Below are 26,666 nucleotides of genomic sequence, written 5' to 3'. Positions count from 1 at the left end.
CGAATGAAGCAGCAAACCGGGGTGGGCATGGTGGAAATCCTGGTCGCCCTGTTGGTTCTGGCCATCGGCGTGCTTGGCTACGCCGGCTTGCAACTGAGTGCCCTGAAAGGCTCGGAAAGCGCCCAGACCCGATCCCAGGCCACCGCCCTGGCCCGCGATGCCCTGGAACGTATTCTGGTTAATGGCGCCGCCCAGGCCACCTACCTGGACAAGAGCCAGTGGGGCGGGGCCCAGCAGTCCTTTGGTGACGCACCGCCCACCGATTGTTACGACAGCGCCTGCAGTTCGGACCAGATGGCCGCCTGGGACATCGAACAACTCGAATGGCAGGCGGGCAGCCTGTTGCCCGCCGGTCGCATCCAGGTGGAGCCCTGTGATACCGGCGGTGGCATCACCAGTTGCGTGGTGGTGGCCTGGCGCGACCAGGACATCGACGATTGCCTGACCAATGGCCAGATCGCCGCCGACGAGGACTCCGAATGCGTGGTCATGGAGGTGGCACGATGAGAACGTCCAACCACATGGCCGGTTTCAGCCTGGTCGAATTGATGGTGGCGATGCTGCTGGGCCTGCTGATCACCGCCGCCGCGGTGTCGCTGTTTTCCACCAACCAGCGCACTTTTGCCCTGCAGCAGGCAATGAGTGAGTCCCAGGAGCAGGGCCAGCTCGCCCTGCGCTTTATTGCCCAGGACCTGCAACTGACCGGCTATATGGATGACCAGGTGGCCGCCACGGATTTTCCCGGTGTGCACCTGGCCACTTTTCTGGGCATGCCGCCTTCCTCCGACGGTGGTAATGAGGGTAACGACCGCCTCACCATCAGCCACCATGGCCTTACCGATTGCACCGGTACCGGCCTGACGCCGGCCGCCATGACCGAAGTGGTGAATACGTACTGGGTGGACGATGACGGCAACCTGAAGTGCCGGGGCAATCTGTCCTCCGATGACGTCATCCTGCTGCAGGACGTGCGCGGCTTTCAGGTGCTCTATGGCGTCGACCAGCTCGTGGATGCGGTTCCGTTCGCCGCCCGCTACGTAACCGCTGATAACGTGGCCGGCGATCAGGTGGTGGCCGTGAAGGTCGCCCTGCTGCTGGAAAAGCCGCTGCCCTCCATGGAAGGTGCCCAGGAGGAGCAGACATTTTATCTGCTGGACCACGAAGAGACGGTGAACGAAGGGCGCAGCCTGCGACGACAGTTCCAGTCCACCGTGGCGATCCGTAATTACCGTTGGGATGAAGTATGAAACAGACCGCCCCCACCCTGGCACGCGGCGAGCGCGGCGCGGCCCTGCTGATCGCTCTGATGATCCTGGTGATCGTTTCCCTGATGGGTATCACGGCGATGAAGACCAGTATGTTCAGCGCCAAGATTTCCACCGGTACCCAGGTGGACGCGATGGCCTTCGAGGGCGCCGAGTCCGCAGTGGCCGATGCCTATGCATACCTCTCCGGCCTTAACAGCAATGCTCTTCAGCCCTTTCTGCTCGGCCAGGTGGAATACCGTTGTCTTGGCGGTGGGGTAGTGCTGCAGACGCGCTGCGGCACCAGTGACTACATGGATTCACGAGGGCTGGTGCAGGCGCAATCGAGGATTCGCCAGAAAGGCATGCAGCCGGTCTCCGGCGGGCAGGTCAGCATGAGCGGTGGCGGTACCCTGATCGTCGATTACACCTTCGAGATCATGGGGGATTCGGAAGTGGAACAATTCGAAATCGAAAACCATCACCTGCAGCAGGCGCTCAAGCGCGGCATGGTGTCATCGACCGATTTCAACAACATCGGTCAGGAGTGATCGGGAGCGAACCATGAACAGAACCTTATTTTTTCTGTCTTTGCTGGGCGCCATCCTGCTGTCGCCGTCCACGGTGTACGCGGACGACACCGAAATCTATTTCGCTCAGGTGGATGCGAACAACAACGAGAACGAGAAAACCGCCAACGTACTGTTCCTGTTGGATACCTCCGGCAGTATGGAGCGTGGCAGCCCGACCAAGATGAGCCAGTTGAAAACCGCCTTCACTCAGGTGGTCGATGGCCTCGGCGATGGGGTGCGTATCGGGCTGGGTAAATTCAACGGTGGCTATGACAGCAATGGCTACGGTGGTTATGTCTTCTACCCGGTGAGCGAGATGGATGACCCGGCTCGTGAAGAAGTGAAGAGCCTGGTGAACAGTCTTTCCGGTACCTCGAACACGCCGACCATGGAAGCCTATTCCGAGATGGCGAGATACATGATGGGGTTGAGCCCCACGGGTTATGCCAAACGCGGCGAGGCGACCGATAATGACCCACGGCTGTCCGTGAATATTACCTGTAGTTACCATGGGTGTACTTCAGAGAATTACTACCAGTCACCCATGAACATGGAGAACCAGTGCGAGTCCAATCACATCATTGTAATGACCGATGGTGATCCGACCCAGGACAGTGATACGAACAGTGTGAGGAACCTGACTGGCGAATATTGCAGTGGCTCCTATGATTGTCAGCGGGATCTCGCCTCCTGGCTTTTGAATGAAAGCAAGAACTCCAAGGGGCGTTCAGTGCGCACCTGGCAGGTGGCTTTTGGCGTGAGCTCGGGTTCCTCGCAGGTCACCAACATGAGAAACGTGGCGATAAACGGCGGTACCGAAGATGTCCGCCTGGCTGCCAGCGCCAGTGAACTGGCCGCCGAATTCAACGACATCCTGAATTTGATCGCCGAGGATTCCCAGACCATCACCTCGCCGGGGGTATCGGTCAACCAGAACAACCGGCTGGAGCACCTTGACCAGCTCTACTACGCCATGTTCAAACCGGAAAGCACCTCGGTCTGGCCGGGTAACCTGAAACGTTATCGCCTTGAAGGCGGTGGCGTGGTGGATGCCAATGGCAACAGTGCCCTGGATACGGAAACCGGTTATGTACGTGAGAGCGCCAAGAGCTTTTGGACCGACGGCGAGCCGGATGGCCCGGATGTGCGTAAAGGCGGTGCCCGGGCGGAGCTTTCCGGTCGTAAGCTGATCGTGGGCAATGCCAACGGAAACGGCTCCTATACGCTGGACACGGCCGCGCTGGAGGATATGGAGGCCGCGGATTTCGGTATTCCCGACGATGCGGTTCCGGCCTTTGATACCAAGGAAGAAGTCTACGCGGCTCTGCTGGAGCTTTGGGCGGACCCGATGCACAGCGTGCCGTTGCTGGTGAACTATGAAGTGGATCAGGATGGCAGCGACGCCGATGATCAGGTCAATTACATCTTCGTGTCCACCAACGGTGGCATGTTGCATGCCATCGACACCAAGACCGGCGAGGAAAAATTCGCGTTCATGCCGGATCAAATGCTCAAACGGGCTTATGATCTGGTCCGCTCTCCGCCCCTGAAGGAAGACAACATCCGCAGCCTGTATGGTCTGGATGGAAGCTGGGTCGCCTACCGTACCGCCAAGGAAAACGGCGATGCCGATGAGGTTCATATCTACGGCGGCATGCGCCGTGGCGGCAGCAATTATTACGCGCTGGATGTTTCCGATATCAATAACCCGCATCTTGAATGGCGTATCCGCGGGGGCTGGGCGGACGAGACCAGCACCGCCGACCCGGACAGCGGTTTCAACCGGCTCGGGCAGACCTGGTCCACGCCAACTCTGACGCGCGTCCGGGTGGGGGACACGGTCAAGCCGGTGCTGGTGTTCGGTGGTGGTTATGACCCCGACGGTCACGACACCGCCGGTAGCCGCCCGATCAAGGATGACCTGGGCAACATGGTCTACATGGTGGATGCACTCACCGGCGAACGACTCTGGTCGGTTGGCAGTGATGGCGCCAGCACCCAGGTCAGCGAGATGAAATGGGGGGTGCCCGGCGGTGTCGCGGTGGTGGATTTGAACTTCGATGGTCTGGCTGACTATTTATATTTCGGTGATCTTGGCGGCCAGATTTTCCGGGTGAACCTGGACAATACGGCGACCGGCAATTCGGATCTGGTTGAGGGCGTGGTGCGGCTGGCCGCGCTCGGGGGGACCAGCACCCCCGACCATCGACGCTTCTACGAGGCGCCGGCGGTGGGTTATCAGCGAACCGGGCTCAGTGAAACCCTGTATGTGGTGCTGGGCTCCGGTTACCGCGCACACCCCTTGGATACCGACACCGAGGAGGGGCTCTTCGTGGTGGCGGATCGTAACTTCAAAAGTGTCTCCCAACCTGATGTCATCACGCCGAGTGATCTTCCGGTGGTCAATGGCGTCAACGCTCCGAGCCTGGATGGCTCCGGCGATGGCTGGCGCGTGGATTTCAATCGCGAGGGCGAGAAAGTGATGTCCTCGCCGACCATCTTCCAGGGCAGCGTGTTGTTCACCACCTACAAGCCTTCCGACACCGACCAGGACTCGGACCCCTGTGTGGTCCGATACGGCAACGCCTACGCTTACCGAGCCGACATGCTGACCGGCGAGGCGCGTTCGTTCAACAATGACGGTACCACCTCCGGAGGTGATGGCGACGGCAGTACCTGGGAGGGTGAGGAGTTGGAAGGCGGTTCGATTCCCCCCAGCGTGACGCCCCTCTCCATCGACGGCGGTGGCGACGGTGGTAATGGCGGAGACGGCGGAGACGGCGGCGACGATGACGACGATGGCGGCGGAGATCCCAAGGTGGTCTTTAATGTGGGGCTGGAAGTGCTGGGGGGCGAGGAGATTGCCTACGACATGTTCCGCAAGCAACGCTGGTATCCGATGGAAAAGAACGACGCCAACCAGTACTTCCCGCCGGGCCAGGAGGGTGAGCAATGAGCCTGACGAAAAAACGGCAGGGCGGTTTTACGCTGATCGAACTGATGATCGTGGTGGTGGTGGTGGCGATTCTCGCCGCCATCGCCTACCCGGCCTACACCGAGCAGGTGCGCGAAACCCGCCGCTCCGAGTATCAGGGCAAACTGATGGATCTGGCGGCGTCCCTGGAGAATTACCGGGCGCGACGCTTTTCCTACAAGGACGCGGACAGCAACCTGGGTAATCTGTCGCCGGAGTTGAACAGCAACGATTACTACACGGTGAGTATCTCCGTGACCAATAACAATCAGCGCTACGAGATCACCGCCAACCCCAAGGGGCCGCAGAGCGGTGATGGTCAGTTGCGCCTGGACAGCGAAGGCCGTACCTGCTTCGTCAAGGGCGGCACTTGTACCCTGGGCTCTTCCGCTTCCTGGGGTGATTGATCAGGGGCAGCGGCTGCCTGCGTCCGGTTCGATGCGGGCAGTGCCCATGACCGTCATGACGATGCGCCGCGCCTGCCCCTGATTGCAGATCAGGAAGTGTCCGTTCTGGTAGTACAGGTTGCCGAGCCGGCCATAGCGTAGCGCCTGGCCGCGAAAGCGCCGCCATTCCAGGGTGGTGCCGGCGGGCAGTTTGAGTTGTTCCACCACATCCGCCGGGCGGATGCGGCCATCGCCGTCGGCGTCGCCGGCAACCACAAGGTGGTCGGTGACGTCGAAACGATCACATTGGCTGTTACCATCACACAATAGTGTTGGCCCATGGGTGAAGGCTCGGGCGCGGGCGCGTTGAATCAGGCCCAGCACCTGGTTGCTGGCGGCCACCACCCGCTGCCGGGGCAGCAGATCACGGCTGACGTAATGCCCGGCGCTGAGCAGAATCACCGCCACCGCCAGGGCGGTGAGGCTTTCCACCAGGGTAAAACCTCTCGGCGGCGTACCCGTGACGTCCATGTCATCCTCCTGGGGCGCCGGTCGGCGCCATCGCTTTGATCCGGGGCAAGATCCCGGTGGTTATCCATATCCGGTTTCAGTTTACGTCCCCGAGGGGCGTTGCTCTGTGTTACCTTTGCTGGCCTTCCTGTCATCCAGAACCCTCGGAATGCTATGGCTGATGTACTCATCATCGGTGGTGGAATCGTCGGATTGTTGTCGGCGTTGTCGCACACTGATCGTGGCCGGCGGGTGACGTTGGTGGATGCACCGGCGTCCCATCCCCCGGCGTCCTGGGCCGGCGGCGGCATCCTCGCGCCGCTGTTCGCGTGGCGCTATCCCGATGCAATGAACCGTCTCACCGCCGATGGTCCGGCCCGCTACCGGGAGCTGGTGTCCAGGCTGGCCGGCTACGCCGGATTGCGGCACGACGATCTGTGCGACAGCGGCCTCTGGGTGGAAGCCACCGGGGCGGAGCGCGAGAGCGCTCTGGATTGGGCTCGGGACTGGCGCCAGCGCTGCGAGCCGCGTGCCCTGGCCGCTGCGTGGCCAGCCGCGGAGGATCGCGACGGCGTCTGGTTTCCGGAGGTGGGCAACATCCGTAACCCGCGTCTTCTCAAGGCGCTGCGGGCGCGGCTGGCGGACCAGGGCGTCCGGCGCGTGGAGGATCGGGCGGTGGCCGTGGAACCAGAGGGGCGGGGCGCCACCGTGGTGCTGGCCGGCGGTGAGCGCCTGGCCGCGCCGTCGGTGCTGATCAGCGCCGGGGCCTGGAGTCCGTCGCTGCTGGCCCCCTTGGGGGTGTCGGTGCCGCTCTTCCCGGCCAAGGGCGAGATGCTGTTGTATCGGCTGGCGCCAGGGCAGGTGCCGTCCATCGTGCTGACGGAAAACGGCTATCTGATTCCCCGTGCCGATGGCGCCGTGCTGGCCGGTTCAACCCTGAAGGAAGGCGACGCGTCCACCGAACCCACGGAGGAGGGGCGACGCCGCCTGGAGGCCATGGCGGCCTCGATCCTGCCGGCGTTGGCGGATCTGCCCCCCGAGCACCATTGGGCGGGGGTGCGGCCCGGTTGCGGCCGGGACTGGCCCTATCTGGGGGAAGTACCCGGCACCCACGGCGTGTTCGCCGCCGTGGGCCATCACCGCAATGGGTTGGTGTCGGCGCCGGCCAGTGCGGAATTCCTGGTGCAGTTGATGAACGGCGAAACGCCGTTCCTGGACCCGGCGGATTACTCGCTGGGGCCGTCCTCTTCCTGATCCAGCTCCAGCTTCTTGAGGCGGTAGCGCAGGGAACGGAACGTCATGCCCAGCTTCTTGGCGGCGGCGGTGCGGTTCCAGTGAGTGGCGTCCAGCGCGCGCAGAATTTCCTGTTTCTCGATTTCCTGCAGATAGTCCTCCAGCGGTAGCTGGGGGTGCCGCCCGCCGGGGTCTCCGGCGATCTGTGGGGCCGGTTCGGCGCTTGGCAGGTGCAGGTGGTCCGGCTCGATGCGCGGCCCGTCGCACAGGGTCATGGCGCGCTCAAGAATGTTTTCCAGCTCGCGAACGTTGCCGGGGAAGGTGTATTGGCGCAGCGCCGCCATGGCGCCGTCGCCCACCTCGGGAGGGGCGGTTTCCCAGGCCTGGCCGAGACGCAGCAGAATGTGCTCCACCAGGGCGGGAATATCCTCGGGCCGTTCCCGCAGCGGCGGCACATGGGCCTCGATCACGTTGAGCCGGTAGTAGAGGTCCTGGCGGAAGCGGCCGGCGGTCATCTCTTCGCCGAGATTGCGATGGGTGGCGCAGAGGATGCGCAGGTTGACGTCGAATTCGCGGGATTCACCCACCGGACGGATGGTCTTTTCCTGGATCGCGCGCAGCAGTTTCACCTGCATGTGCAGGGGCAGGTCGGCGACCTCGTCGAGGAACAGGGTGCCGCCGTCAGCTTCCCGGAACAGACCCTTGCGGTCCTCCACGGCGCCGGTGAAGCTGCCCTTGCGGTGGCCGAAGAACTCGCTTTCCATCAATTCCGAAGGGATCGCGCCGCAGTTCACGGCCACGATGGGTTTCTCACGGCGCGGGCCCAGGGCATGGATCAGCCGCGCCACCCGTTCCTTGCCGCTGCCGGATTCGCCGCTGATGTAGATCGGCGCCTGGCTGCGCGCCAGCTTGCGAATCTGTTGCTTGAGGCGCTGCATGGCCGGGCCCCGACCGATCAGGCCGTCCTCCTCGCCACCGCCCTCGGCGGCCGGCTCGGCCCGGCTGATGCCCAGGCCGTCCTCGATCAGTTGGCGCAGGCGGTCCAGGGCCACCGGCTTGGCGATGAAGTCGTAGGCGCCCAGCTTCATGGCCTCGGTGGCCACTTCCATGTTGCCGTAGGCGGTGATCACCGCCACTGGCATGTCCGGGGCGCGGGCGGCGGCATGACGAATCAGATCAAGACCGGTGCCGTCACCGAGGTTCATGTCGGTGAGGCACAAATCAAAAGTCCCGCCGTCCAGCAGTCGCCGGCCTTCCTCCAGCGACGCCGCCGCGGTGGCATCGAGCTTCATGCGTCCAAGGGTAATGACGAGCAGTTCCCGCAGGTCGGCTTCGTCATCCACTACCAAAACGCGAGGCGTATTCTCTTTCATGGTTATTGAAACTGCCGATCCGGGTGCGCACAGGTTATCACAAAGCGGGCGCCCGGTTGGGCGTCCTCATGGTCGAGGGTGGCCTGATTGGCCTGGCACAACTGGCGGCACACATACAGTCCCAGGCCGTTGCCCTGATCGCTGGTGGTATAGAACGGCTCGAACAAATGGGCGCGGGCCTCTTCGGGCACGCCGGGGCCGTCGTCGGTGATCGTGACCCAGGGCAGGCCGGTACGAGGATGCACGCCGTAGGCCAGGGTCACGGAAAGCGCGTCGCCGCCGTGTTGAAAGGCATTGCCGATCAGGTTGTCCAGGACCTGGACGAACTGGTTGCGGTCGAAGCGCACCGCCACCTCGGTGTCGCCTGGGGCCAGCATCAGACGCTCAAAGCCCGGGCCGCGTTGATGCCAGCCGGCAACGATGTCGCCGAGGGCCTCGGCCAGGGAAAAACGGGCCGCCTGGCCACGCGGACGGCGGGACAGATCAAGCACATCGCTGATGATGCCGTTCACCCGTTGCACGTGCTTGCGAATGATGCTCAGAAGGCGCGCGTCCTCGGGGGATGCGTCCGCCTCGCCAAGCAACTCGGTGGCGTGGCTAATGGCGCTCAGCGGGTTGCGGATTTCGTGGGCCAGGGTGGCCGAGAGCCGCCCCAGGGAGGCCAGGTTGAGTTGCTGGGCCTCCTGGGCGATGTGGGCGGTGTCTTCCAGGAACACCAGGGTGAGGTTCTCGTGGCCGGTGTCCATGGCCGCGAAGCGGGCGCTCACTTCCGGCGATTGGCGGGAGGGACGGAACGGCGCCGGCGCTATGTGGGGCGCCGCCTGCCAGTGGTGGTAGCGTTCCCTCAGCGATTCGGGAAGGTGCTGGCCGGCCATGACGATACCGAAGAAGGCATCCGCCGACGGGTTGGACTGCAGCACCCGTTGGACTTCATCAAACACCATTACCCCGGTCCGCATGCGCGCCACGATCTGCTGGTTGAGCGCCTCCAGGCGCTGGATCGCCACCCGTTGGCGGGCCGCGATGCCTTCGCTGCGCTCCAGGCGCTCGGCGATCTGCTGGATGATCAGCGATACCATGAAGAAGGCGATGCCCAGCAGGCCGGCTTCGGTCAGTTGGAACGGGGCTCCGTCGCTGGTCTGGATGGCGAAGTAGAATTGCTCGAACATCACCGTCAGCGTGGCCAGGGCCGCGATCAGGAAGCCCAGCCGGCCGCGCAGCAGGATGTTGCCGCCGGCCACGTTGACCAGCAGCAGCACCGCCAGGCCGCCTTCCAGGCCGCCGTTGGCATGCACCACCAATCCCAGCACCAGCACATCGATCACCAGGGCCACCGGCTGGGCCCAGGCGGGCTTGCGCGCGGGCCGCGCGTAGTCCATCAGCGAGGACAGCAGGGTGAGTATCAGGTAGCCGATCACGGTGGCTTCGAACAGGACCGGCAGATACTGACCGATCACCGTGCGGTCGCTCAGATAGAACGAGGCCAGTAGCACCGTGGCGATGACGATGCGGTAAAGATTATAAATGCGCGCCGGCGTCCAGCTAGGGCTCATGGTGTTCCAGATACTGGCGCTGGTGCTCCTGGGAACAAAAACCCAGGCCCCGGTGCTTGAATGCTTCCCGCTCGGGCACATGGAGACCGCACTGCTGGCAGCGGATCATGGTTTCGCCGCGCGGCTCCGCGGAGCGCGCCGGACGTTGGTCGTCACCGCCGTTGGTGGCGGCCAGCAGGCGTTTGGCGAAACGCCACACCAGGTACACCAGTGCCGCCAGAATAAGCAGCCGAATCAACCCCATAAGGTTCTCCCAGACGCCTGTGCAAGGTCAGGCGGCTACAGAGTACAATCACCGCTCCACGGAGAAAAGGCGGTACTATGCGACTCGTAATGGCCCAGCGTAACCCGCTGGTGGGGGACATCGAAGGCAACGCCGGCGCGGTGGTGGCGGCCACCCGCGAAGCCCGCAACCTGCTGGGCGCTGAACTGGTGATGTTCCCGGAACTGATGCTCACCGGCTATCCGCCGGAGGATCTGCTGCTGCGTCCGAGCCTCAACACCCGTATCGATGAGGCACTGGCCGCCATTGGCGCGGAGATTCCGGTGCCGGTGGTGCTCGGTTATCCGGCGGTGCGCAACGGTATTCGCCGCAATGCCGCCGGGGTTCTGTTCCCCGGTGAGAGCCGGCCCCGCCATGAGTACTTCAAACGCTGCCTGCCCAATTACCGGGTGTTCGACGAGAAGCGCTATTTCCAGGCAGGGGATCAGCCCTGTGTCTTTGAACTGGGCGGTGAGAAGCTGGGCCTGACCATCTGCGAGGACATCTGGTTCCAGGGCCCGGCGGCGTCCGCCGCCGAAGCCGGCGCCACCTGCCTGATTAATCTGAATGCCTCGCCGTTCCGGCTCGGCAAGCTCGACGAACGCTACGAGCAGGTCGCCGCCCGCGCCCGGGAAACCGGTCTGCCGGTATTCTACTGCAATCTGGTGGGCGGCCAGGACGAACTGGTGTTCGACGGTGCCTCGTTCGCCGTGGACGCCAACGGCGAGCGGCGCGTGCAGGGGGCCAGCTTCGAGGAGGGGCTGGTGCCCCTGGACCTGGATCAGGACGGCGGCGTGCCGCGCGTTCACGGTGAGATGCTGCCGGCGCCGGAAGGCGACGAGAGCCTGTACCGCGCCCTGGTGCTGGCGACCCGGGATTACGTCAACAAGAACGGCTTCAAAGGCGCCCTGCTGGGGCTGTCCGGTGGCATCGATTCGGCGCTCACCCTGGCGGTGGCGGTGGATGCCCTGGGACCGGAGCGGGTGGAAGCGGTGATGATGCCCTTCCGCTACACCGCCCAAATGAGCATCGAGGACGCCGAGCGGCAGGCGCGTACCCTGCGGGTTCACTACCGGGTGCTTCCCATCGAGTCGGCGTTCAACGGCTTCATGGAAATCCTTGATGATGCCTTCGCCGGCCTGCCCACCGACACCGCCGAAGAGAACCTGCAGGCCCGCTGCCGGGGTGTGCTGTTGATGGCGTTGTCGAACAAGAATGGCTCGGTGGTGCTCACCACCGGCAACAAGAGCGAGATGGCGGTGGGTTACGCCACCCTTTACGGCGACATGGCCGGCGGCTTTTCAGTGCTCAAGGATGTGTTCAAGACCTCGGTCTACCGTATTGCCCGCTGGCGCAATCAGCAGGCGGGCACCGAGATTATCCCCGAACGGGTGATCACCCGGCCGCCGTCGGCGGAACTGGCGCCGGACCAGGTGGACGCCGACTCACTGCCCGGTTACGACGAGCTGGATGCCATTCTGGAGCGCTACGTGGAGCAGGACATGAGCGCCGAGGCGGTGATCCGCGACGGCTTCGACCGGGACACCGTGTACCGGGTGGTGAAGCTCACCGACCGCAACGAGTACAAGCGCCGGCAGGCGGCGGTGGGGCCCCGGGTCAGTCGTCGGGCGTTCGGCAAGGACCGGCGTTACCCGATCACCAACGGCTGGCGGCCCGGGGATTGAGGCATCGCGACTGAAGCGGAACGCCACCCGGTCGCTCCTACGGCCGGTGGATTCGACGTAGGAGCGGCTTCAGCCGCGCGCCGTAGGGGCGGCTTTAGCCGCGAAAGGGTTCAGAGCAGATCGAAGGTCAGCAGGCTCAGCAGACCCTTGTGCTCGCTGGGCCACCAGGCCAGATTGACCTGGCCGTCATCGTCCAGGTACTCACTGTCCGGCCAGCTCTCGGCCAGGGCGCGGCGGCTTTTGTCGGCCAACTCCGGCCGGTCCAGCCGCTCATAGCCTTCCACCATGATCGCCAGGGCTTCCGGCACCATCGGCGTGCGCTGATAGTGCTGCACCACGTACTGGGCCCGGTTGATGGCGGCGATGTAGGCGCCGCGTCGGGCATAGTAACGGGCGGCGTGAAGCTCGTGGCGGGCCATCTCATTGCGGATGAACACCATGCGTGAACGGGCATCCGGGGCGTATTCGCTGTCCGGGAAGCGCGTCACCAGCCGCTCGAAATCCTCGAAGGCGTCCCGGGCGGAGCCCAGGTCCCGGGAGGACTTGTCGGTGCTCATGAAGGAATCGAAGAAGCCCCGTTCCATGTAGAAATTGGCCAGCCCGCGCATGTACAGCGCGTAATCCAGGCGCGGATGGGCCGGATAGCTGCGCATGAAGCGCTGGGCGGCGACCACGGTTTCCGGGTATTCCTGGGAGCGGAAGTGGGCGTAAATCAGGTCCAGCTGGGCCTGCTCCGCGTAGCGGCCATAGGGGAAGCGGGCCTCCAGTTCCTTGAGCCGGTCGATGGCCGTCAGGTAGTTGTTGGAGTCCATGGCGTCCTGGGCCTCGCGGTATTGGGCCGCCTCGGTGCGTTCCGGGCTTTCCTCCGGCTTGCTGGCGCAGGCGCTCAGCAGCAGGGCGGCCAGCAGGGGCCAAATCAGTCTCGGCATTTTTTCCTCGGTACGACGGGGTACAATGGAGCGCCTATTGTAATCACAGGTCGGACTATGGGACATCTTGGCGGCGAGAAAATTCAGCGCACCGAGGAGGTGGGCGATCAGTACGCCGGGTCAAGGCTGGATCAGGCCGCCGCCGAACTGTTCGACGGCTTCTCCCGATCGCGGCTGCAAAACTGGATCAAGGAAGGCGCGCTTACCGTCGACGGACGCGTCGCGCGGCCCAAGGACAAGCTGCTTGGCGGCGAGGCCCTGACCCTGGCGGTGGAGCTGGAACCGGAGATCGACGACCAGCCCCAGGCCATCGAACTGCCGGTGGTCTACCAGGACGAGGACCTGATCGTCATCGACAAGCCCGCCGGGCTGGTGGTGCACCCGGCCGCGGGTCATGCAGACGGCACCCTGCTCAACGGACTCCTGCACCTGGATGAGCGCCTTTCCAGCCTGCCCAGGGCGGGCATCGTCCACCGCCTGGACCGGGATACCACCGGTCTGATGGTAGTGGCCCGTTCCGTGGAAGCGCACACCGGCCTGGTGGCCCAGCTCCAGGACAAGAGCCTGTACCGGGAATACGAGGCGGTGGCCGTGGGAGTGATGACCGGCGGCGGCACCGTGGACGCGCCCATGGGGCGCCATCCGGTGGACCGGAAACGCCAGGCGGTGCTGGAGCACGGCGGCAAGAACGCGGTGACCCACTACCGGGTGCTGGACCGCTACCGGGCGCACACCCGGGTGCAGGTGCGCCTGGAAACCGGCCGCACCCACCAGATCCGCGTGCATCTGGCGTACCGCCGCTACCCGCTGGTGGGCGACCCGCTTTACGGTGGCCGTCTCAAGCTGCCCGCCGGCGCCAGTGAGGAGCTGCGCGAGGCCCTGCGGCGCTTCCCACGCCAGGCCCTGCATGCCCGCAAACTGGGGCTGGTGCACCCGGCGAGCGGCGAATACATGGAATTCGAGTCCCCGTTGCCGGCGGACTACCAGGCATTGATCCAGGCCCTGGAGGCGGACCGGGAGGCACCATGACGCTGCCTGACATCAATCAGTGGCTGCGCCCGGAATGGCATCCTCACCCCCGCGTTCGCGCCGTGGTGACCACGCGTCTTGGCCGCCATTCGCCGCCGCCCTGGCACGGCTTCAACCTGGGCATGAACTGTGGTGACGAGGCGGATCGGGTGGAGCAAGCCCGCCGCCATGTGCACAAGTTGCTGGGCACCGACCATCCTCCGGCCTGGTTACAGCAGGTCCACGGTGATCGGGTGATTCGTGCCGGCGAGACGGATGTGCGCGCCGACGGCGTCTGGACCAGTGAAGCCGGCTGGCCCTGCGTGGTACTCACCGCCGACTGCCTGCCGGTGCTGCTGGCGCGTGCCGATGGCGGCGCCGTGGCGGCGGTGCACGCCGGATGGCGCGGTTTGCACGCCGGCATCCTGGGCCGTGCCGTGGCCACCCTGGCGCCGGACGGCGAGCCGCTTTCGGCCTGGCTGGGGCCGGCGATCTCCGAGCAGGCCTATCAGGTGGGCGAGGACGTGCACCGCGCCTTTATCGACCTGGGTGCCGAGTACTGGGGCGCGTTCCGCCGCGACAGCCAGCCCGGGCACTGGCGCTTTTCCCTGGCCTATGCCGCCACCCTGGCTCTCAACGCCGCCGGCGTGGAGGACGTGTCGGGCGGGGAGCATTGCACCGCCTCCGACCCGGATCATTTCTATTCCTATCGCGCCGAAGGGCAGACCGGTCGCTTCGCCAGCCTGATCTGGCTGGCGCCGGCCTGATCGCTCTTGACGTCGATCAATATCCGCTGTCCCGCCTCTTGAAACCTTCACGTAAGACCGCATTTTAAGTTCAGTTTTTGAACAGACGGCCATGCGCCGGTCGCCGCTGACGGGGCCGCCATGGCGCGCGAAAGGAGAGACGTTTCATGAGAATGGACAAACTGACTTCCCGACTTCAGGAAGCGATTGGCGAAGCCCAGTCCCTGGCCGTGGGCCAGAGCCACAATGCCATCGAGCCGGTGCACCTGCTTTTGGCGTTGATGCAGCAGCAGGGCGGGGTGGCCGCGCCGTTGCTGGAAAAGGCCGGCGCCAACCCGGCGGATGTGGTCACCGCCTTGAAGATGGCCCTGGACAAGCTGCCCACCGTGGGCCAGTTCACCGGCGACGTGCAGCTGTCGCAGAACCTGGCCAGGCTGTTCAATCTGGCCGACCGCGAGGCCCAGCAGCGTGGAGATCAGTACATCTCCACGGAGGCGGTGCTGCTGGCGGCCTGTGATGATGGCGGCGAGATCGGAAAATTGATGAAGAACGCCGGCGTCAGGAAACAGGTGCTGGCGGAAAAAATCCAGGAGGTCCGTGGCGGCGAGGCGGTCAACGACCCCAATGCCGAGGACAAGATGGAAGCGCTGAAAAAATACACCACCGACCTCACCGAGCGAGCGGAAAGCGGCAAGCTGGACCCGGTGATCGGTCGTGACGACGAGATCCGCCGGACCATCCAGGTGCTGCAGCGGCGCACCAAGAACAACCCGGTGCTGATCGGCGAGCCGGGCGTCGGCAAGACCGCCATCGTCGAGGGGCTGGCCCAGCGCATCGTCAATGGCGAGGTGCCGGAAGGCCTCAAGGACAAGCGCGTGCTGTCGCTGGACATGGCGGCTCTGATCGCCGGCGCCAAGTACCGGGGTGAATTCGAGGAGCGACTGAAGGCGGTGCTCAATGAGCTGTCCAAGCAGGAAGGCCGCATCATCCTGTTTATCGATGAGCTGCATACCATGGTCGGCGCCGGCAAGGCGGACGGCGCCATGGACGCCGGCAATATGCTCAAGCCGGCCCTGGCCCGGGGTGAGCTGCACTGCGTGGGCGCCACCACCCTGGACGAATACCGGCAGCATATCGAGAAGGACGCGGCTCTGGAGCGGCGCTTCCAGAAAGTGCTGGTGGACGAGCCCACGGTGGAGGACACCATCGCCATCCTGCGCGGCCTGAAGGAGCGCTACGAGGTGCATCATGGCGTGGACATCACCGACGGCGCCATTATCGCCGCCGCCAAGCTGAGCCACCGTTACATCACCGACCGGCAATTGCCGGACAAGGCCATCGACCTGATCGACGAGGCCGCCAGCCGTATTCGCATGGAGATCGACTCCAAGCCCGAGGAAATGGATCGTCTGGACCGGCGTCTGATTCAGCTCAAGATGGAGCGCGAGGCGCTGCGCAAGGAATCCGACGAAGCCAGTAAGAAGCGGCTCGACAAGCTCGAGGAAGACATTGCCGAGCTGGAGAAGGAATACGCTGATCTGGAGGAAATCTGGAACGCCGAGAAGGCCGCCCTGCAGGGCGCCCAGCAGTACAAGGCGGAACTGGAGCAGGCCCGGGTGGACATGGAGCAGGCGCGCCGCGCCGGCGATCTGAACCGCATGTCCGAGTTGCAGTACGGGGTGATCCCGGATCTGGAGCAGAAGGTCAAGCAGGCTCAGGAGCGCGAGGAAGCGGCCGGCCCGGTGGAAACCAAGCTGCTGCGCAACAAGGTCAGCGACGAGGAAGTGGCCGAGGTGGTCTCCAAGTGGACCGGTATTCCAGTGTCCAAGATGCTGGAAGGCGAGCGCGACAAGCTGCTGCGCATGGAAGAGGCCCTGCACCAGCGGGTAATCGGCCAGGACGAGGCGGTGACCGCGGTGGCCAATGCCGTGCGCCGCTCCCGCGCCGGCCTCGCCGACCCCAATCGGCCCAACGGCAGCTTCCTGTTCCTGGGCCCCACCGGCGTGGGCAAGACCGAGCTGTGCAAGGCGCTGGCCGGCTTCCTGTTCGACACCGAGGAGGCCATGGTGCGCATCGACATGTCCGAGTTCATGGAGAAGCACTCCGTGGCCCGGTTGATCGGCGCGCCCCCGGGCTACGTCGGCTACGAGGAGGGCGGTTATCTGACCGAGGCGGTACGCCGCAAACCGTACTCCGTGCTGCTGCTCGATGAGGTGGAGAAAGCCCATCCGGACGTGTTCAACGTGCTGCTGCAGGTGCTGGAGGACGGCCGTCTCACCGATGGCCAGGGCCGCACCGTGGACTTCCGCAACACGGTGGTGGTGATGACCTCCAACCTGGGCTCGGATCTGATCCAGCGCCTGGCCGGAGACAATGACTACCAGGCCATGAAGGACGCGGTCATGGAGGTGGTCGGCACCCATTTCCGTCCGGAGTTCATCAACCGGGTGGACGAGACGGTGGTGTTCCATCCGCTTGGCCAGGGGCAGCTCAAGGGCATCGCCGCCATCCAGCTCGACTACTTGAGGAAAAGGCTGGCCGAGCGGGAAATGGGTCTGGAGCTTTCCGAGGCAGCCCTGGACAAGCTGGTGGAAGCGGGCTTCGATCCGGTTTACGGCGCGCGGCCGCTGAAACGGGCGATCCAGTCACAGTTGGAAAACCCGCTGGCCCAGGCGTTGCTCAAGGGCGAATTCGGCCAGGGCGACACCATCCGGGTGGACGTGGCCGACGACAAGCTGACCTTCGCCAAGGGCTGAGGTCATCACCCCGGGGACAAAAGAAGGGCCGGATTATCCGGCCCTTCTTTATTGATCGCACCCTGACCGGTTCGTAGGAACGCCGCCCGGTCGCTCCTACACAACAAGTGGCGATCAGGGGCGGGGCGTTTTGTCGCGGCGGAACGGGAATGAAAACTGCCGCACCACGCCTTCCGGTACTTGCGTGCTGGCCCGGGTGCCGTAGCGGGCCGCCAGCCGATCGGGCATGAACAGAGTGCCGAACAGCTTGTCGTAGATCGGCAGGAAGGCGGCGTAATTCTTGTCCACCGCCTCGTCCTCCGAGGAATGGTGCCAGTGGTGAAACTCCGGCGTGGCGATCAGCCAGCGCACCACCGGGAAGCGGAAGCGTACATTGGCGTGAATAAAGATGGCATGGAAGGAAATGAACACCAGATAGGCGTACACCGCCGACGGCGCGAACCCGAGCACGAAGATCGGCAGATAGCCGGCGAACCGGTTGGCGACAATCTCCACCAGATGCAGCCGCGATGAGGCCATCCAGTCCAGCCGTTCGCTGGAGTGGTGCACGGCGTGGAATTTCCACAACCAGGGCACCTCATGGAAAGCCCGGTGAATCCAGTAACTGGCCAGGTCCACCACCACCAGCAACTCCAGGAACTGCAGCCATAACGGCTGCGCCGCTACCCATTGCTGAAACCCGCGATGCACATGGTCGTGCAGGAACACCTGGATCGGAATCACCGTGAAGAAGCTGATCAGCTGCACGCCCACGTGGCTGAACAGGAAATACTTCATGTCGGTGATCCATCCCCGGCGCAGCACCCGCTGATCCCGATCCTTGGGGTAGATGCGCTCCAGCGGGATGAACACCAGCCCCAGCACCAGCAGGGTGAGAATGAAATAATCGAAGCCGGCATACAGGCTGCGCCCGTCCACCGGCGGCACATCCAGCCGCCCGGACCCGAGCAGCGCCGCCATGCAGGCCAGCACCATCCCGGCCAGCCCGTAGCGCCGGTCCGCGTGCCGGAACACGCTGATGAAGCCGGCCACGAACGCCACGGCGATACCGGCGAACAGCACGCCGCGCAGCACCGTCGCATTGTAGAAACCGCGGAATTCCGGGGTGGTGAAAAGCTCCGGATAGAGGAAGCAGAAACCGGCCAGTACGGCGAGCAGACCCAGGCCGATGGAAATCGTGGCGCTGATACGGCCCTGGCCGGGTGTCAGATCCACGTCCTCGAAGCGCTCGCGCAAATAATCGCTCATCGCTTCGACCGCGCCTCGCAAAACTCAATGGCGGCGCGGGCTTCCTCCAGCATTTGTTCGCGGCGAGCCTGGTCGATCACTTCCATCTCGCCGGTTTCCGGGTTCTTGGCCCGCACGATCGGCTTGTTGAGCAGAACCTCCAGGTTCTGGCGATGCCTGGCGCAACGCTCCTCGCTGACCTGGTCCGGATTCTCCCGTACCCGGCGTTCTTCCTCCCGGCGTTGCGCGGCCTGGGCCTCGGCGGCCCGGCGCTCCTCGAGGCGCTTGACCGCCTGATCCTGATCGGAGCTGGCGGAGTGGCGGGTGCGCACCTCCTCGCTGGCGGTCTGGCCGGCCGGCGGCTTGGTGTCGTAGTGGGTGACGCCATCGTCATCCACCCATTTATAGAACTTGGCACCCAGGGCCGGCATGGCCAGGGCCAGCACGGCGCCGGCGAGGAGTGCTCGGCGAACTCTTGTCATGGTCTGCTTTCCCCCTTCAGTGGCCGGATCAGAATGCCCCCGGCGGCCTGTATTGTGCAACCAAAGGGGCTTTGAGGGGTTTGAAAACGCCCGCATTTCTGACAATATTAAGCCCTTTCCGGAGATCGGAACCCGCAGGCACTTACCGGTGCTTGTGTGGCCGGGACCCGGGGCGGCGTTACCGCGTCGTCCTAAAGCAGCCAATACTGCACGTATGTCCCGCTGGTGGATTCTCTGGAGGATCCGGGCGTGGATGTGCGCTCCCCTCCGAGCTTCCCTGACCTGTGTCCGCCGTCGGCCACCTCCACGCGGACCCGGGGCGCCCAAGCAAGGCGCTCTTCCCGCAGGTTTTGCAACACACTCCCGTTCCGCCGCTGGTCGGCGGAGTGAATGCTATTTTGTGATTCGAGGTAATCAACGTGGAAATGTTATCCGGCGCGGAAATGGTGGTCCGCGCACTGCAGGATGAGGGAGTGGAGTACATCTTCGGGTACCCCGGAGGCGCTGTACTGCACATCTACGACGCGCTGTTCCAGCAGGACAAGGTCAATCATATTCTGGTGCGCCACGAGCAGGCCGCGACCCACGCCGCCGACGGCTACGCCCGCTCCACCGGCAAGCCCGGCGTGGTGCTGGTGACTTCCGGCCCCGGCGCCACCAACGCCATCACCGGTATCGCCACCGCCTTCATGGACTCCATTCCCATGGTGGTGCTGTCTGGCCAGGTTCGTTCCGACTGGATTGGCGATGACGCCTTCCAGGAAACCGACATGGTCGGCCTGTCCCGGCCGATCGTGAAGCACAGCTTCATGGTCCGTGATCCGCGTCAGATCCCGGAGATGATCAAGAAGGCGTTCTACATCGCCAGCACCGGCCGTCCCGGCCCGGTACTGGTGGATATTCCCAAGGACCACACGGCCCCGCACAACACCTTCCCCTATGAGTACCCCAAGAAGGTGAAGATGCGCTCCTACGCGCCGGTCACCCGTGGCCACTCCGGCCAGATTCGCAAGGCCGTGGACGAGCTGCTCAAGGCCAAGCGGCCAGTGATCTATTCTGGCGGCGGCGTGGTTCAGGGGGACGCCAGCGAGGCGCTCACCGCCGTGGCCCGCAAGCTTAACTTCCCGGTCACCAACACGCTGATGGGGCTGGGCGCCTTCCCGGGCACCGACAAGCAGTTCCTGGGCATGCTCGGCATGCATGGCACCTATGAAGCCAACATGTCGATGCACAACGCGGACGTGATCCTGGCCGCCGGCGCGCGCCTGGACGACCGTGTCACCAACGACGCCAAGAAGTTCTGCCCGGGCGCCAAGATCATCCACATCGACATCGACCCGGCCAGCATCTCCAAGAACGTGGCGGCGCATATTCCCATCGTCGGGCCGGTTAAACAGGTGCTGGAGGAAATGCTCACCATGCTTGAGGAGAGCGGTGAGCCGGACCATAAGAGCGTGGACCGCTGGTGGCAGGAAATCGAGGGCTGGCGCAAGGTGCACGGCATGCGCTTCGAGACCAACGAGCAGGGCCCGATGAAGCCCCAGCAAGTGGTTCAGGCGCTCTACAAGGCCACCAACGGCGAGGCCTATGTGTCCTCCGACGTCGGCCAGCACCAGATGTTCGCCGCCCAGTATTACCTGTACGACCGGCCACGCCAGTGGATCAACTCCGGCGGTCTGGGCACCATGGGTTTCGGTCTGCCGGCGGCCATGGGCGTGCAGTTCGCCCACCCGGAAGCGGTGGTGGCCTGTGTCACCGGTGAAGGCTCGATCCAGATGAACATCCAGGAGCTGTCCACCTGCCTGCAGTACGGGCTGCCGATCAAGATCATCAACATCAACAACCAGGCCCTGGGCATGGTGCGCCAATGGCAGGACATGCAGTACGGCGGCCGCCACAGCCAGTCCTACATGGAATCCCTGCCGGACTTCGTCAAGCTGGCCGAGTCCTACGGCCACGTGGGCATGAAGGTGGAAAAATTCGAGGACCTGGACGGCGCCATGGAAGAAGCGTTCGCGCTGAAGGACCGTCTGGTATTCATGGATATCTACGTGGACCCCACCGAGCACGTCTACCCGATGCACATCGCCGACGGTTCCATGCGTGATATGTGGCTGAGCAAGACGGAGCGGACCTGATGATGCGACGTATTATTTCTATTCTCATGGAAAACGAGCCGGGGGCCCTGTCCCGGGTAGTGGGTCTGTTCTCCCAGCGCGGCTACAACATCGAAACCCTCACGGTGGCCCCCACCGAGGATGAGACCCTGTCGCGCCTGACCATGACCACCACCGGCGATGACAAGAAGATCGAGCAGATCACCAAACACCTCAACAAGCTTATCGAGGTGGTCAAGCTGGTGGACCTGACCGAAGGGGCCCATATTGAGCGCGAGATCATGCTCATGAAGGTCAAGGCCACCGGCGCCCAGCGCGCCGAGGTGAAGCGCACCGTGGATATTTTCCGCGGCCAGATCGTGGACGTGACCAGCACCGTGTACACGGTCCAGCTCACCGGCACCACGGACAAGCTGGAAGCCTTCATCAACGCCATCGGCGAAACCCAGGTGCTGGAAGTGGTGCGCTCCGGCGTCTCCGGCATCTCACGCGGCGAGAAAGTGCTCAGCCTCTGAGCCTTTTTCGCCCGGCACCCTGAAGAGCCGCCCCCCGGGGCGGCTTTTTTCATGCCTCTTTTATGTCTCGCCTTGTAGGAGCGGCTTCAGTCGCGATGAAGAAGGCACCGGCGTTGATCGCGACGGATGTCGCCCCCTGCCGCGCGGCCGCGAGCGTCACCGCAACTGCGACCAGAACGCCTGGATCACCGGGTCGGCGAGGCGCTTCTCGCGGGTGAACAGGCCCACCTCGTAATCCGCCAGGGCCGGGGTCACGTCCAGGGGCCGGGTGCGGTCCGCCAGGGGGCTGTTGTCGAGCACGATGCGCGGCGCCACGCCGACCCCGAAGCCCAGGCTCACCATGCTGACGATGGCCTCGTTACCGCTCACCTGGGCATAAATGCGTGGCGGGATGCCCAGGGTCCGGAACCACTGATCCAGGCGCTGGCGGGACAACCCTTCCTCGGAGAGGATCATGGGCACCTCCCGCCAGGCCTCGGCACGGGCCGGGCCGGCCAGGGCGGTGGCCAGTTCCGGCTGGTCGGTGGGAGCAATGAACAGCAACGGGGAGCGCAGGATAGGCCGGAAGGCCACGGCCCGGGGCAGGGTGTCCGGGCGGGCGCCGATGGCGATGTCCTCGCGGCCGGTCATCACCCGGTCCATGGCATGGGCCGGGTCGCCGGTGTGCAGCTTGATCTCGATGCCCGGGTAGTCGTTACGGAAGCGGCTGAGGATGTCGTAGAGGAAGCTGTAGCTGGCGGTCACCGAGCAATACAGGCTCAGTTCCCCCTGCAGCACCCGGCTGCTCTCCTGCATGGAATGGCGCAGGCCGTCCCACTGGGCCAGGGTCTCCCGGGCGTATTGCTGGAAGCGGCGGCCCTCCCGGGTGAGGCTGACGCTGCGGTTGTCACGCAGGAAGAGGGCGGCGCCCAGTTCGTTTTCCAGTTGCCGGATGGTGCGGCTCACCGCCGAGGGGCTCATGTGGCAGCGGTCGCCGGCGCGCCCGAAATGCAGGGTTTCCGCCAGAGCGAGAAAAAGACGCAGGGAGCGGGTGTCCATGGAGTGTTTCGCCAGTCGGCATACTGTGTTGCGAATATATCATTTTACGCAACGCGAGGCATGGCCTAAGGTGTAGGCCTTTCTCGCTGACCTTAACCAAGATTCGGGGCAACACCATGCAAGTCTACTACGATAAGGATTGTGACCTTTCCCTCATCCAGGGCAAGAAAGTGGCCATCATCGGCTACGGTTCCCAGGGCCACGCCCACGCCAACAACCTGAAGGAATCCGGTGTCGACGTCGTGGTGGCACTGCGTGAAGGTTCCTCCTCCGCGGCCAAGGCGGAAGGCGCCGGCCTCACCGTGAAAAGCGTGCCGGAAGCGGTCAAGGCCGCCGACGTGGTGATGGTACTGGCCCCGGACGAGAACCAGGCCGCCATCTACCAGAATGAAATCGAGCCCAACCTGAAGCAGGGCGCCACCCTGGCCTTTGCTCACGGCTTCTGCATCCACTACAACCAGATCGTGCCGCGCAAGGACCTGGACGTGATCATGGTGGCGCCCAAGGCGCCGGGCCATACCGTGCGCACCGAGTTCACCCGTGGTGGCGGCATCCCCGACCTGATCGCCATCTTCCAGGACGCCTCCGGTCAGGCCAAGGACCTGGCGCTGTCCTACGCCTGTGGCATCGGCGGCGGCCGCACCGGCATCATCGAAACCACCTTCAAGGATGAAACCGAAACCGACCTGTTCGGTGAGCAGGCGGTGCTGTGTGGCGGTACCGTGGAGCTGGTTAAAGCCGGTTTCGAGACCCTGGTGGAAGCCGGTTACGCGCCGGAGATGGCTTACTTCGAGTGCCTCCATGAGCTGAAGCTGATCGTCGACCTGATGTACGAAGGCGGCATCGCCAACATGAACTACTCAATCTCCAACAACGCCGAGTATGGTGAATACACCACCGGCCAGGAGATCATCAACGAGCAGTCCCGCGAAGCCATGCGCAATGCGCTCAAGCGCATCCAGACCGGCGAATACGCGAAAATGTTCATCAACGAGGGCGGCCTCAACTACCCGAGCATGACCGCTCGTCGTCGTCAGAATGCCGAGCACCCCATCGAGCAGGTGGGTGAGAAGCTGCGTGGCATGATGCCCTGGATCCAGGCCAACCAGATCGTGGACAAGTCCAAGAACTGAGGCCGTCCCCGGCTTCGGCCGGTGGTTCCGACCGACGGAAACGCGCCCTCCGGGGCGCGTTTTTTTATGGCCGAAAATCCCCCGTGGCGATGATAGACTAGGCCGGACCGCAACAATGGCGAGGCACCATGGCCGATCAGCAAGAGCAAAAGGAACACGGCACGGAGACCTTCGAGGTAGTAGAGGCGGAACGCACCGGCGCCCGTCACAAGGGGGTCTATCTGCTGCCCAACCTGTTTACCACCGGCGCCCTGTTCGCCGGGTTCTACGCCATCGTGGCGGCCATGAACGGTCTGTTCGAGGCCGCCGCCGTGGGCATCATCGTTGCCGGCATCCTGGATGGCATGGACGGCGGCGTGGCCCGTCTGACCAACACCCAGAGCAAGTTCGGAGCGGAATACGACTCGCTTTCGGACTGCGTGGCCTTTGGTGTGGCGCCGGGGCTGGTGGCGTACTCCTGGGGGCTCTCCGAGCTCGGCAAGTTTGGTTGGATGGCGGCCTTTATCTATCTGGCCTGCGCCGCTCTGCGTCTGGCTCGTTTCAACGTGCAGGCGGAAACCACCGACAAGCGTTTCTTCATCGGCCTGCCCAGCCCCACCGGCGCCGGCCTGGTGGCCACCCTGGTGTGGCTGGGCGCCAGTCGCGGCGTTGACGGAAACGACATCTCCTGGCTGGTAGCCTTCACGGTGGCCGGCGCGGGTCTGCTGATGGTGTCCTCGGTGCGTTACCACTCGTTCAAGGAATTTCACATCGGGCGGGTGCCGTTCAAGGTGTTGCTGGGCGTGATCGTGGCGTTCGCCATCGTGTTTCTGGACCCGCCGCTGGTGCTGCTGACCGTGGCCGTGGTGTACGTGGTCACCGGGCTGTTGTTGAACCTCTGGCGGCTGCGCAAGAAACCGGTGTAACAAAGGCGCGGTTCGCCTCTCTAACGGAGTAGCCGAACAGGAGATCGAGCCGTGCTGATTCGAAAACGCCACAGAAATGAGCCGAAAAGCTCCGAAATCACCCCGGAGTCCGTCTATCTCAAGCGCCGTGAGCTGATGATTCTGGGCGGGCTGGCCGGCTTGTTCGCCGCCACCCCGTCCTGGGCGCGCACCGTGGACCCGGCCGCCGAGGACGGCTCGCGGCCGGCCTGGTTACGCCAGCAGGTGGCCGGCGCCAAGGCCGGCGAGCCGCGCACCGACGAGAAGCTTACCCCCTTCGACGACGTCACCCACTACAACAACTTCTACGAGTTCGGCACCGGCAAGGACGACCCGGTCGCCCACGCCGGCGCCATGAAGGTCGATCCCTGGCGGGTCACCGTCGCCGGCGCCGCCGAGCGTACCGGCACCTTTGATCTGGAGGACCTGATTAAGGGGTTGCCGGTGGAGGAGCGCATCTACCGGCTGCGCTGCGTGGAGGCCTGGTCCATGGTGATTCCCTGGGTGGGTATTCCTATGGCGGCGCTGCTCAAGGCTCTCCAGCCCACCAGCAAGGCTCGCTACGTGGCCTTTACCACCCTGGCCGACCGCAAGCGGATGCCCGGTGTGGACTCGCCGTTCACGGGCATAGACTTCCCCTACCGGGAAGGACTGCGCCTGGATGAGGCCATGCATCCCCTGACGCTGATGGCCATCGGCCTGTATGGGCGTACTCTCCCCAATCAGAATGGCGCGCCGATGCGGTTGGTGGTGCCCTGGAAGTACGGCTTTAAGTCGATCAAGTCGATCGTGCGCATCGAGTTCACCGAGAAACGCCCGGAAACCACCTGGAACCTGCTGGCGCCCAGGGAGTACGGTTTCTACGCCAATGTGAACCCCGAAGTGGACCATCCGCGCTGGTCCCAGTCCCGGGAGCGGCGCCTGCCCAACTCCCTGTTCAACCCCAACTGGCGGCCCACGGAACTGTTCAACGGCTATGACCAGGTGGCGGGCCTGTACAAGGGCATGGACCTGAGAAAGAACTACTGATGGCGGCGGGCAGGACCCACAATCCCAAGGCCTGGACCTGGATCGCCTGGCCCCTGGGCGCGTTGCCCCTGGCCTGGGTGCTCTACGAAGGACTCACCGGCGCCAGCGGCCCGGACCCGGTGGCGGCGCTGGTCAATGCGCTGGGTTGGTGGGCGCTGGTGCTGTTGCTGGTGTGCCTGACCATGCGCCCGGCGGCGCGGGTGTTCGATATCCCCGCCTTGGTGATCTGGCGGCGTACCTTCGGGCTGTGGATGTTCATCTACGCCAGCTTGCACTTTCTTGCATGGGCGACCCTGATCCTGGGCTGGGACCCGGGCCGGTTGGCCACCGAGTTGAGCAAGCGCCCCTACATTATCGCCGGTGCCGCCGCCTGGCTGTTGCTGTGGCCCTTGGCGCTGACCAGCACCCGCAAGTCCCGTCGGCGGCTTGGCAAGCGCTGGGTGAAACTGCACCGTTTGATCTTCGTGGCGCTGCCGTTGGCCCTGATCCATCAGTTCTGGGTGCAGAAATCCGGCTTCGGGGAGACCCTGGCGTTTTTGACGGTGGCCGCCATCCTCATCGGCTACCGGTTGCGAGGACGGTTTTTGCCTGGAAAATGAGCGGTTTGCGCCCGGAAAGCCGCTTTTTTGGGCGCTATGATCAAGTTCTGACCGTTTGATGAATCCATTGGAAAAAAAGTGTTGACGGTTCTCCGCAAATCCCTAGAATGCGCACCCACAACGACGGCGGGCACAGCCAAGCGGCAAACGCCCCGGTCGGGAAGCCAAGCGCTTCCAAACGCTCTTTAACAATCAGGCAAGCAAACGTGTGGGACCTGTTCGAAGTAGGTGTCTAAAAGATATCGGCTTTGAACAAGTCAACCTAGTTGAATTTGTTTCGAGCTGAGCATGCTTTAAGTGCGAAGGCACTTTAAAGACTTAATCGAACTGAAGAGTTTGATCATGGCTCAGATTGAACGCTGGCGGCAGGCC

24 protein-coding genes are annotated in these 26,666 nt (G+C 64.0%); 16 read left to right on the top strand and 8 right to left on the bottom strand.

What is annotated here, in order from left to right:
- The first annotated feature begins 3 nt into the window (after positions 1-3).
- From pilV to JF515_RS17250, 5 genes are read left to right on the top strand one after another with little or no spacing between them, the layout of a single operon-like run.
- Positions 4-507 (top strand): type IV pilus modification protein PilV, encoded by a 504-nt coding sequence (pilV, locus tag JF515_RS17270; RefSeq protein WP_203105708.1) that lies wholly within the window; start codon positions 4-6, stop codon positions 505-507.
- Entirely contained in the window at positions 504-1,247 is a 744-nt protein-coding gene (locus tag JF515_RS17265) for a PilW family protein (protein WP_203105707.1), read from the top strand. The genes pilV and JF515_RS17265 overlap by 4 nt, the downstream gene beginning before the upstream one ends.
- On the top strand, positions 1,244-1,795 hold the full coding sequence (locus tag JF515_RS17260) for a pilus assembly PilX family protein (RefSeq protein ID WP_203105706.1): 552 nt from the start codon (positions 1,244-1,246) through the stop codon (positions 1,793-1,795). Before JF515_RS17265 ends, JF515_RS17260 begins: the two co-directional genes overlap by 4 nt.
- A gap of 13 nt (positions 1,796-1,808) precedes the next feature.
- Positions 1,809-4,772 carry a pilus assembly protein gene (locus JF515_RS17255; protein WP_203105705.1) on the top strand — a complete coding sequence of 988 codons (2,964 nt, stop codon included), beginning with the start codon at positions 1,809-1,811 and terminating at the stop codon, positions 4,770-4,772.
- On the top strand, positions 4,769-5,197 hold the full coding sequence (locus JF515_RS17250) for a type IV pilin protein (protein WP_203105704.1): 429 nt from the start codon (positions 4,769-4,771) through the stop codon (positions 5,195-5,197). The genes JF515_RS17255 and JF515_RS17250 overlap by 4 nt, the downstream gene beginning before the upstream one ends.
- Here the strand turns inward: JF515_RS17250 and JF515_RS17245 are convergent, their stop codons facing one another.
- Positions 5,198-5,707, bottom strand: a complete 510-nt coding sequence (locus tag JF515_RS17245) for a pilus assembly FimT family protein (RefSeq protein WP_203105703.1) — start codon at positions 5,705-5,707, stop codon at positions 5,198-5,200.
- Between the two features lie 153 nt (positions 5,708-5,860).
- On the opposite strand from JF515_RS17245, the gene JF515_RS17240 reads away from it, so the two are divergent.
- Positions 5,861-6,940 (top strand): NAD(P)/FAD-dependent oxidoreductase, encoded by a 1,080-nt coding sequence (locus JF515_RS17240; protein ID WP_203105702.1) that lies wholly within the window; start codon positions 5,861-5,863, stop codon positions 6,938-6,940.
- Here JF515_RS17240 and JF515_RS17235 read toward each other — a convergent pair.
- Genes JF515_RS17235 through JF515_RS17225 form a run of 3 tightly spaced genes read right to left on the bottom strand, consistent with a single transcriptional unit; the run spans position 6,913 to position 10,089 of the window.
- The gene (locus tag JF515_RS17235) at positions 6,913-8,292 is read right to left on the bottom strand and encodes a sigma-54-dependent transcriptional regulator (protein WP_203105701.1); all 1,380 of its coding nucleotides are present in this window, start codon (positions 8,290-8,292) and stop codon (positions 6,913-6,915) included. The two genes, JF515_RS17240 and JF515_RS17235, sit on opposite strands and share 28 nt — an antisense overlap.
- Positions 8,293-8,294: 2 nt before the next feature.
- Positions 8,295-9,845, bottom strand: coding sequence for a sensor histidine kinase (locus JF515_RS17230; protein ID WP_203105700.1), 1,551 nt, complete (start codon positions 9,843-9,845; stop codon positions 8,295-8,297).
- Positions 9,835-10,089: a PP0621 family protein gene (locus tag JF515_RS17225; protein ID WP_203105699.1), complete on the bottom strand. Its 255-nt coding sequence runs from the start codon at positions 10,087-10,089 to the stop codon at positions 9,835-9,837. Before JF515_RS17225 ends, JF515_RS17230 begins: the two co-directional genes overlap by 11 nt.
- A 77-nt stretch (positions 10,090-10,166) precedes the next feature.
- Here JF515_RS17225 and JF515_RS17220 point away from each other — a divergent pair, with 77 nt between their 5' ends.
- Complete coding sequence (locus tag JF515_RS17220) at positions 10,167-11,792, top strand: NAD+ synthase (RefSeq protein WP_203105698.1); 1,626 nt, start codon at positions 10,167-10,169, stop codon at positions 11,790-11,792.
- Positions 11,793-11,902: 110 nt separating this feature from the next.
- Here the strand turns inward: JF515_RS17220 and JF515_RS17215 are convergent, their stop codons facing one another.
- Complete coding sequence (locus JF515_RS17215; RefSeq protein WP_203105697.1) at positions 11,903-12,721, bottom strand: outer membrane protein assembly factor BamD; 819 nt, start codon at positions 12,719-12,721, stop codon at positions 11,903-11,905.
- A 57-nt stretch (positions 12,722-12,778) separates the two neighbouring features.
- Between JF515_RS17215 and rluD the strand changes: the two genes are divergently transcribed.
- From rluD to clpB, 3 genes are all read left to right on the top strand, one after another.
- Positions 12,779-13,750 carry a 23S rRNA pseudouridine(1911/1915/1917) synthase RluD gene (gene rluD, locus JF515_RS17210; protein WP_203105696.1) on the top strand — a complete coding sequence of 324 codons (972 nt, stop codon included), beginning with the start codon at positions 12,779-12,781 and terminating at the stop codon, positions 13,748-13,750.
- The gene (pgeF, locus tag JF515_RS17205; protein ID WP_203105695.1) at positions 13,747-14,496 is read left to right on the top strand and encodes a peptidoglycan editing factor PgeF; all 750 of its coding nucleotides are present in this window, start codon (positions 13,747-13,749) and stop codon (positions 14,494-14,496) included. Before rluD ends, pgeF begins: the two co-directional genes overlap by 4 nt.
- Before the next feature lie 146 nt (positions 14,497-14,642).
- A complete protein-coding gene (clpB, locus tag JF515_RS17200; protein ID WP_203105694.1) occupies positions 14,643-17,231 on the top strand; it encodes an ATP-dependent chaperone ClpB in 2,589 nt (862 codons plus the stop codon).
- Positions 17,232-17,345: 114 nt separating this feature from the next.
- Here the strand turns inward: clpB and JF515_RS17195 are convergent, their stop codons facing one another.
- Together JF515_RS17195 and JF515_RS17190 are read right to left on the bottom strand one after the other, a co-directional pair.
- Positions 17,346-18,479 (bottom strand): sterol desaturase family protein, encoded by a 1,134-nt coding sequence (locus tag JF515_RS17195; protein ID WP_203105693.1) that lies wholly within the window; start codon positions 18,477-18,479, stop codon positions 17,346-17,348.
- Entirely contained in the window at positions 18,476-18,940 is a 465-nt protein-coding gene (locus JF515_RS17190) for a DUF4124 domain-containing protein (RefSeq protein WP_203105692.1), read from the bottom strand. Before JF515_RS17190 ends, JF515_RS17195 begins: the two co-directional genes overlap by 4 nt.
- 419 nt (positions 18,941-19,359) lie before the next feature.
- Here JF515_RS17190 and JF515_RS17185 point away from each other — a divergent pair, with 419 nt between their 5' ends.
- Both JF515_RS17185 and ilvN read left to right on the top strand, forming a co-directional pair.
- Positions 19,360-21,078 carry an acetolactate synthase 3 large subunit gene (locus JF515_RS17185; RefSeq protein ID WP_203105691.1) on the top strand — a complete coding sequence of 573 codons (1,719 nt, stop codon included), beginning with the start codon at positions 19,360-19,362 and terminating at the stop codon, positions 21,076-21,078.
- 2 nt (positions 21,079-21,080) lie between these two features.
- The gene (gene ilvN, locus JF515_RS17180) at positions 21,081-21,572 is read left to right on the top strand and encodes an acetolactate synthase small subunit (RefSeq protein WP_161385911.1); all 492 of its coding nucleotides are present in this window, start codon (positions 21,081-21,083) and stop codon (positions 21,570-21,572) included.
- Positions 21,573-21,728: 156 nt separating this feature from the next.
- On the opposite strand, the gene ilvY is transcribed toward ilvN, so the two are convergent.
- Positions 21,729-22,610 (bottom strand): HTH-type transcriptional activator IlvY, encoded by an 882-nt coding sequence (ilvY, locus tag JF515_RS17175; RefSeq protein WP_203105690.1) that lies wholly within the window; start codon positions 22,608-22,610, stop codon positions 21,729-21,731.
- Between the two features lie 116 nt (positions 22,611-22,726).
- Between ilvY and ilvC the strand changes: the two genes are divergently transcribed.
- From ilvC to JF515_RS17155, 4 genes are all read left to right on the top strand, one after another.
- Positions 22,727-23,743, top strand: coding sequence for a ketol-acid reductoisomerase (gene ilvC, locus JF515_RS17170; RefSeq protein ID WP_203105689.1), 1,017 nt, complete (start codon positions 22,727-22,729; stop codon positions 23,741-23,743).
- 128 nt (positions 23,744-23,871) lie between these two features.
- Entirely contained in the window at positions 23,872-24,648 is a 777-nt protein-coding gene (gene pssA, locus JF515_RS17165; protein ID WP_203105688.1) for a CDP-diacylglycerol--serine O-phosphatidyltransferase, read from the top strand.
- A 51-nt stretch (positions 24,649-24,699) separates the two neighbouring features.
- Positions 24,700-25,695 carry a protein-methionine-sulfoxide reductase catalytic subunit MsrP gene (gene msrP, locus JF515_RS17160; protein ID WP_203105687.1) on the top strand — a complete coding sequence of 332 codons (996 nt, stop codon included), beginning with the start codon at positions 24,700-24,702 and terminating at the stop codon, positions 25,693-25,695.
- Positions 25,695-26,294, top strand: coding sequence for a sulfite oxidase heme-binding subunit YedZ (locus JF515_RS17155; RefSeq protein WP_203105686.1), 600 nt, complete (start codon positions 25,695-25,697; stop codon positions 26,292-26,294). The genes msrP and JF515_RS17155 overlap by 1 nt, the downstream gene beginning before the upstream one ends.
- The last annotated feature ends 372 nt before the right edge of the window (positions 26,295-26,666 follow it).

Source organism: Alloalcanivorax marinus (assembly GCF_016785095.1).
Lineage (GTDB): Bacteria > Pseudomonadota > Gammaproteobacteria > Pseudomonadales > Alcanivoracaceae > Alloalcanivorax > Alloalcanivorax marinus_A.
This window is presented reverse-complemented; position numbering and strand designations above follow the sequence as displayed.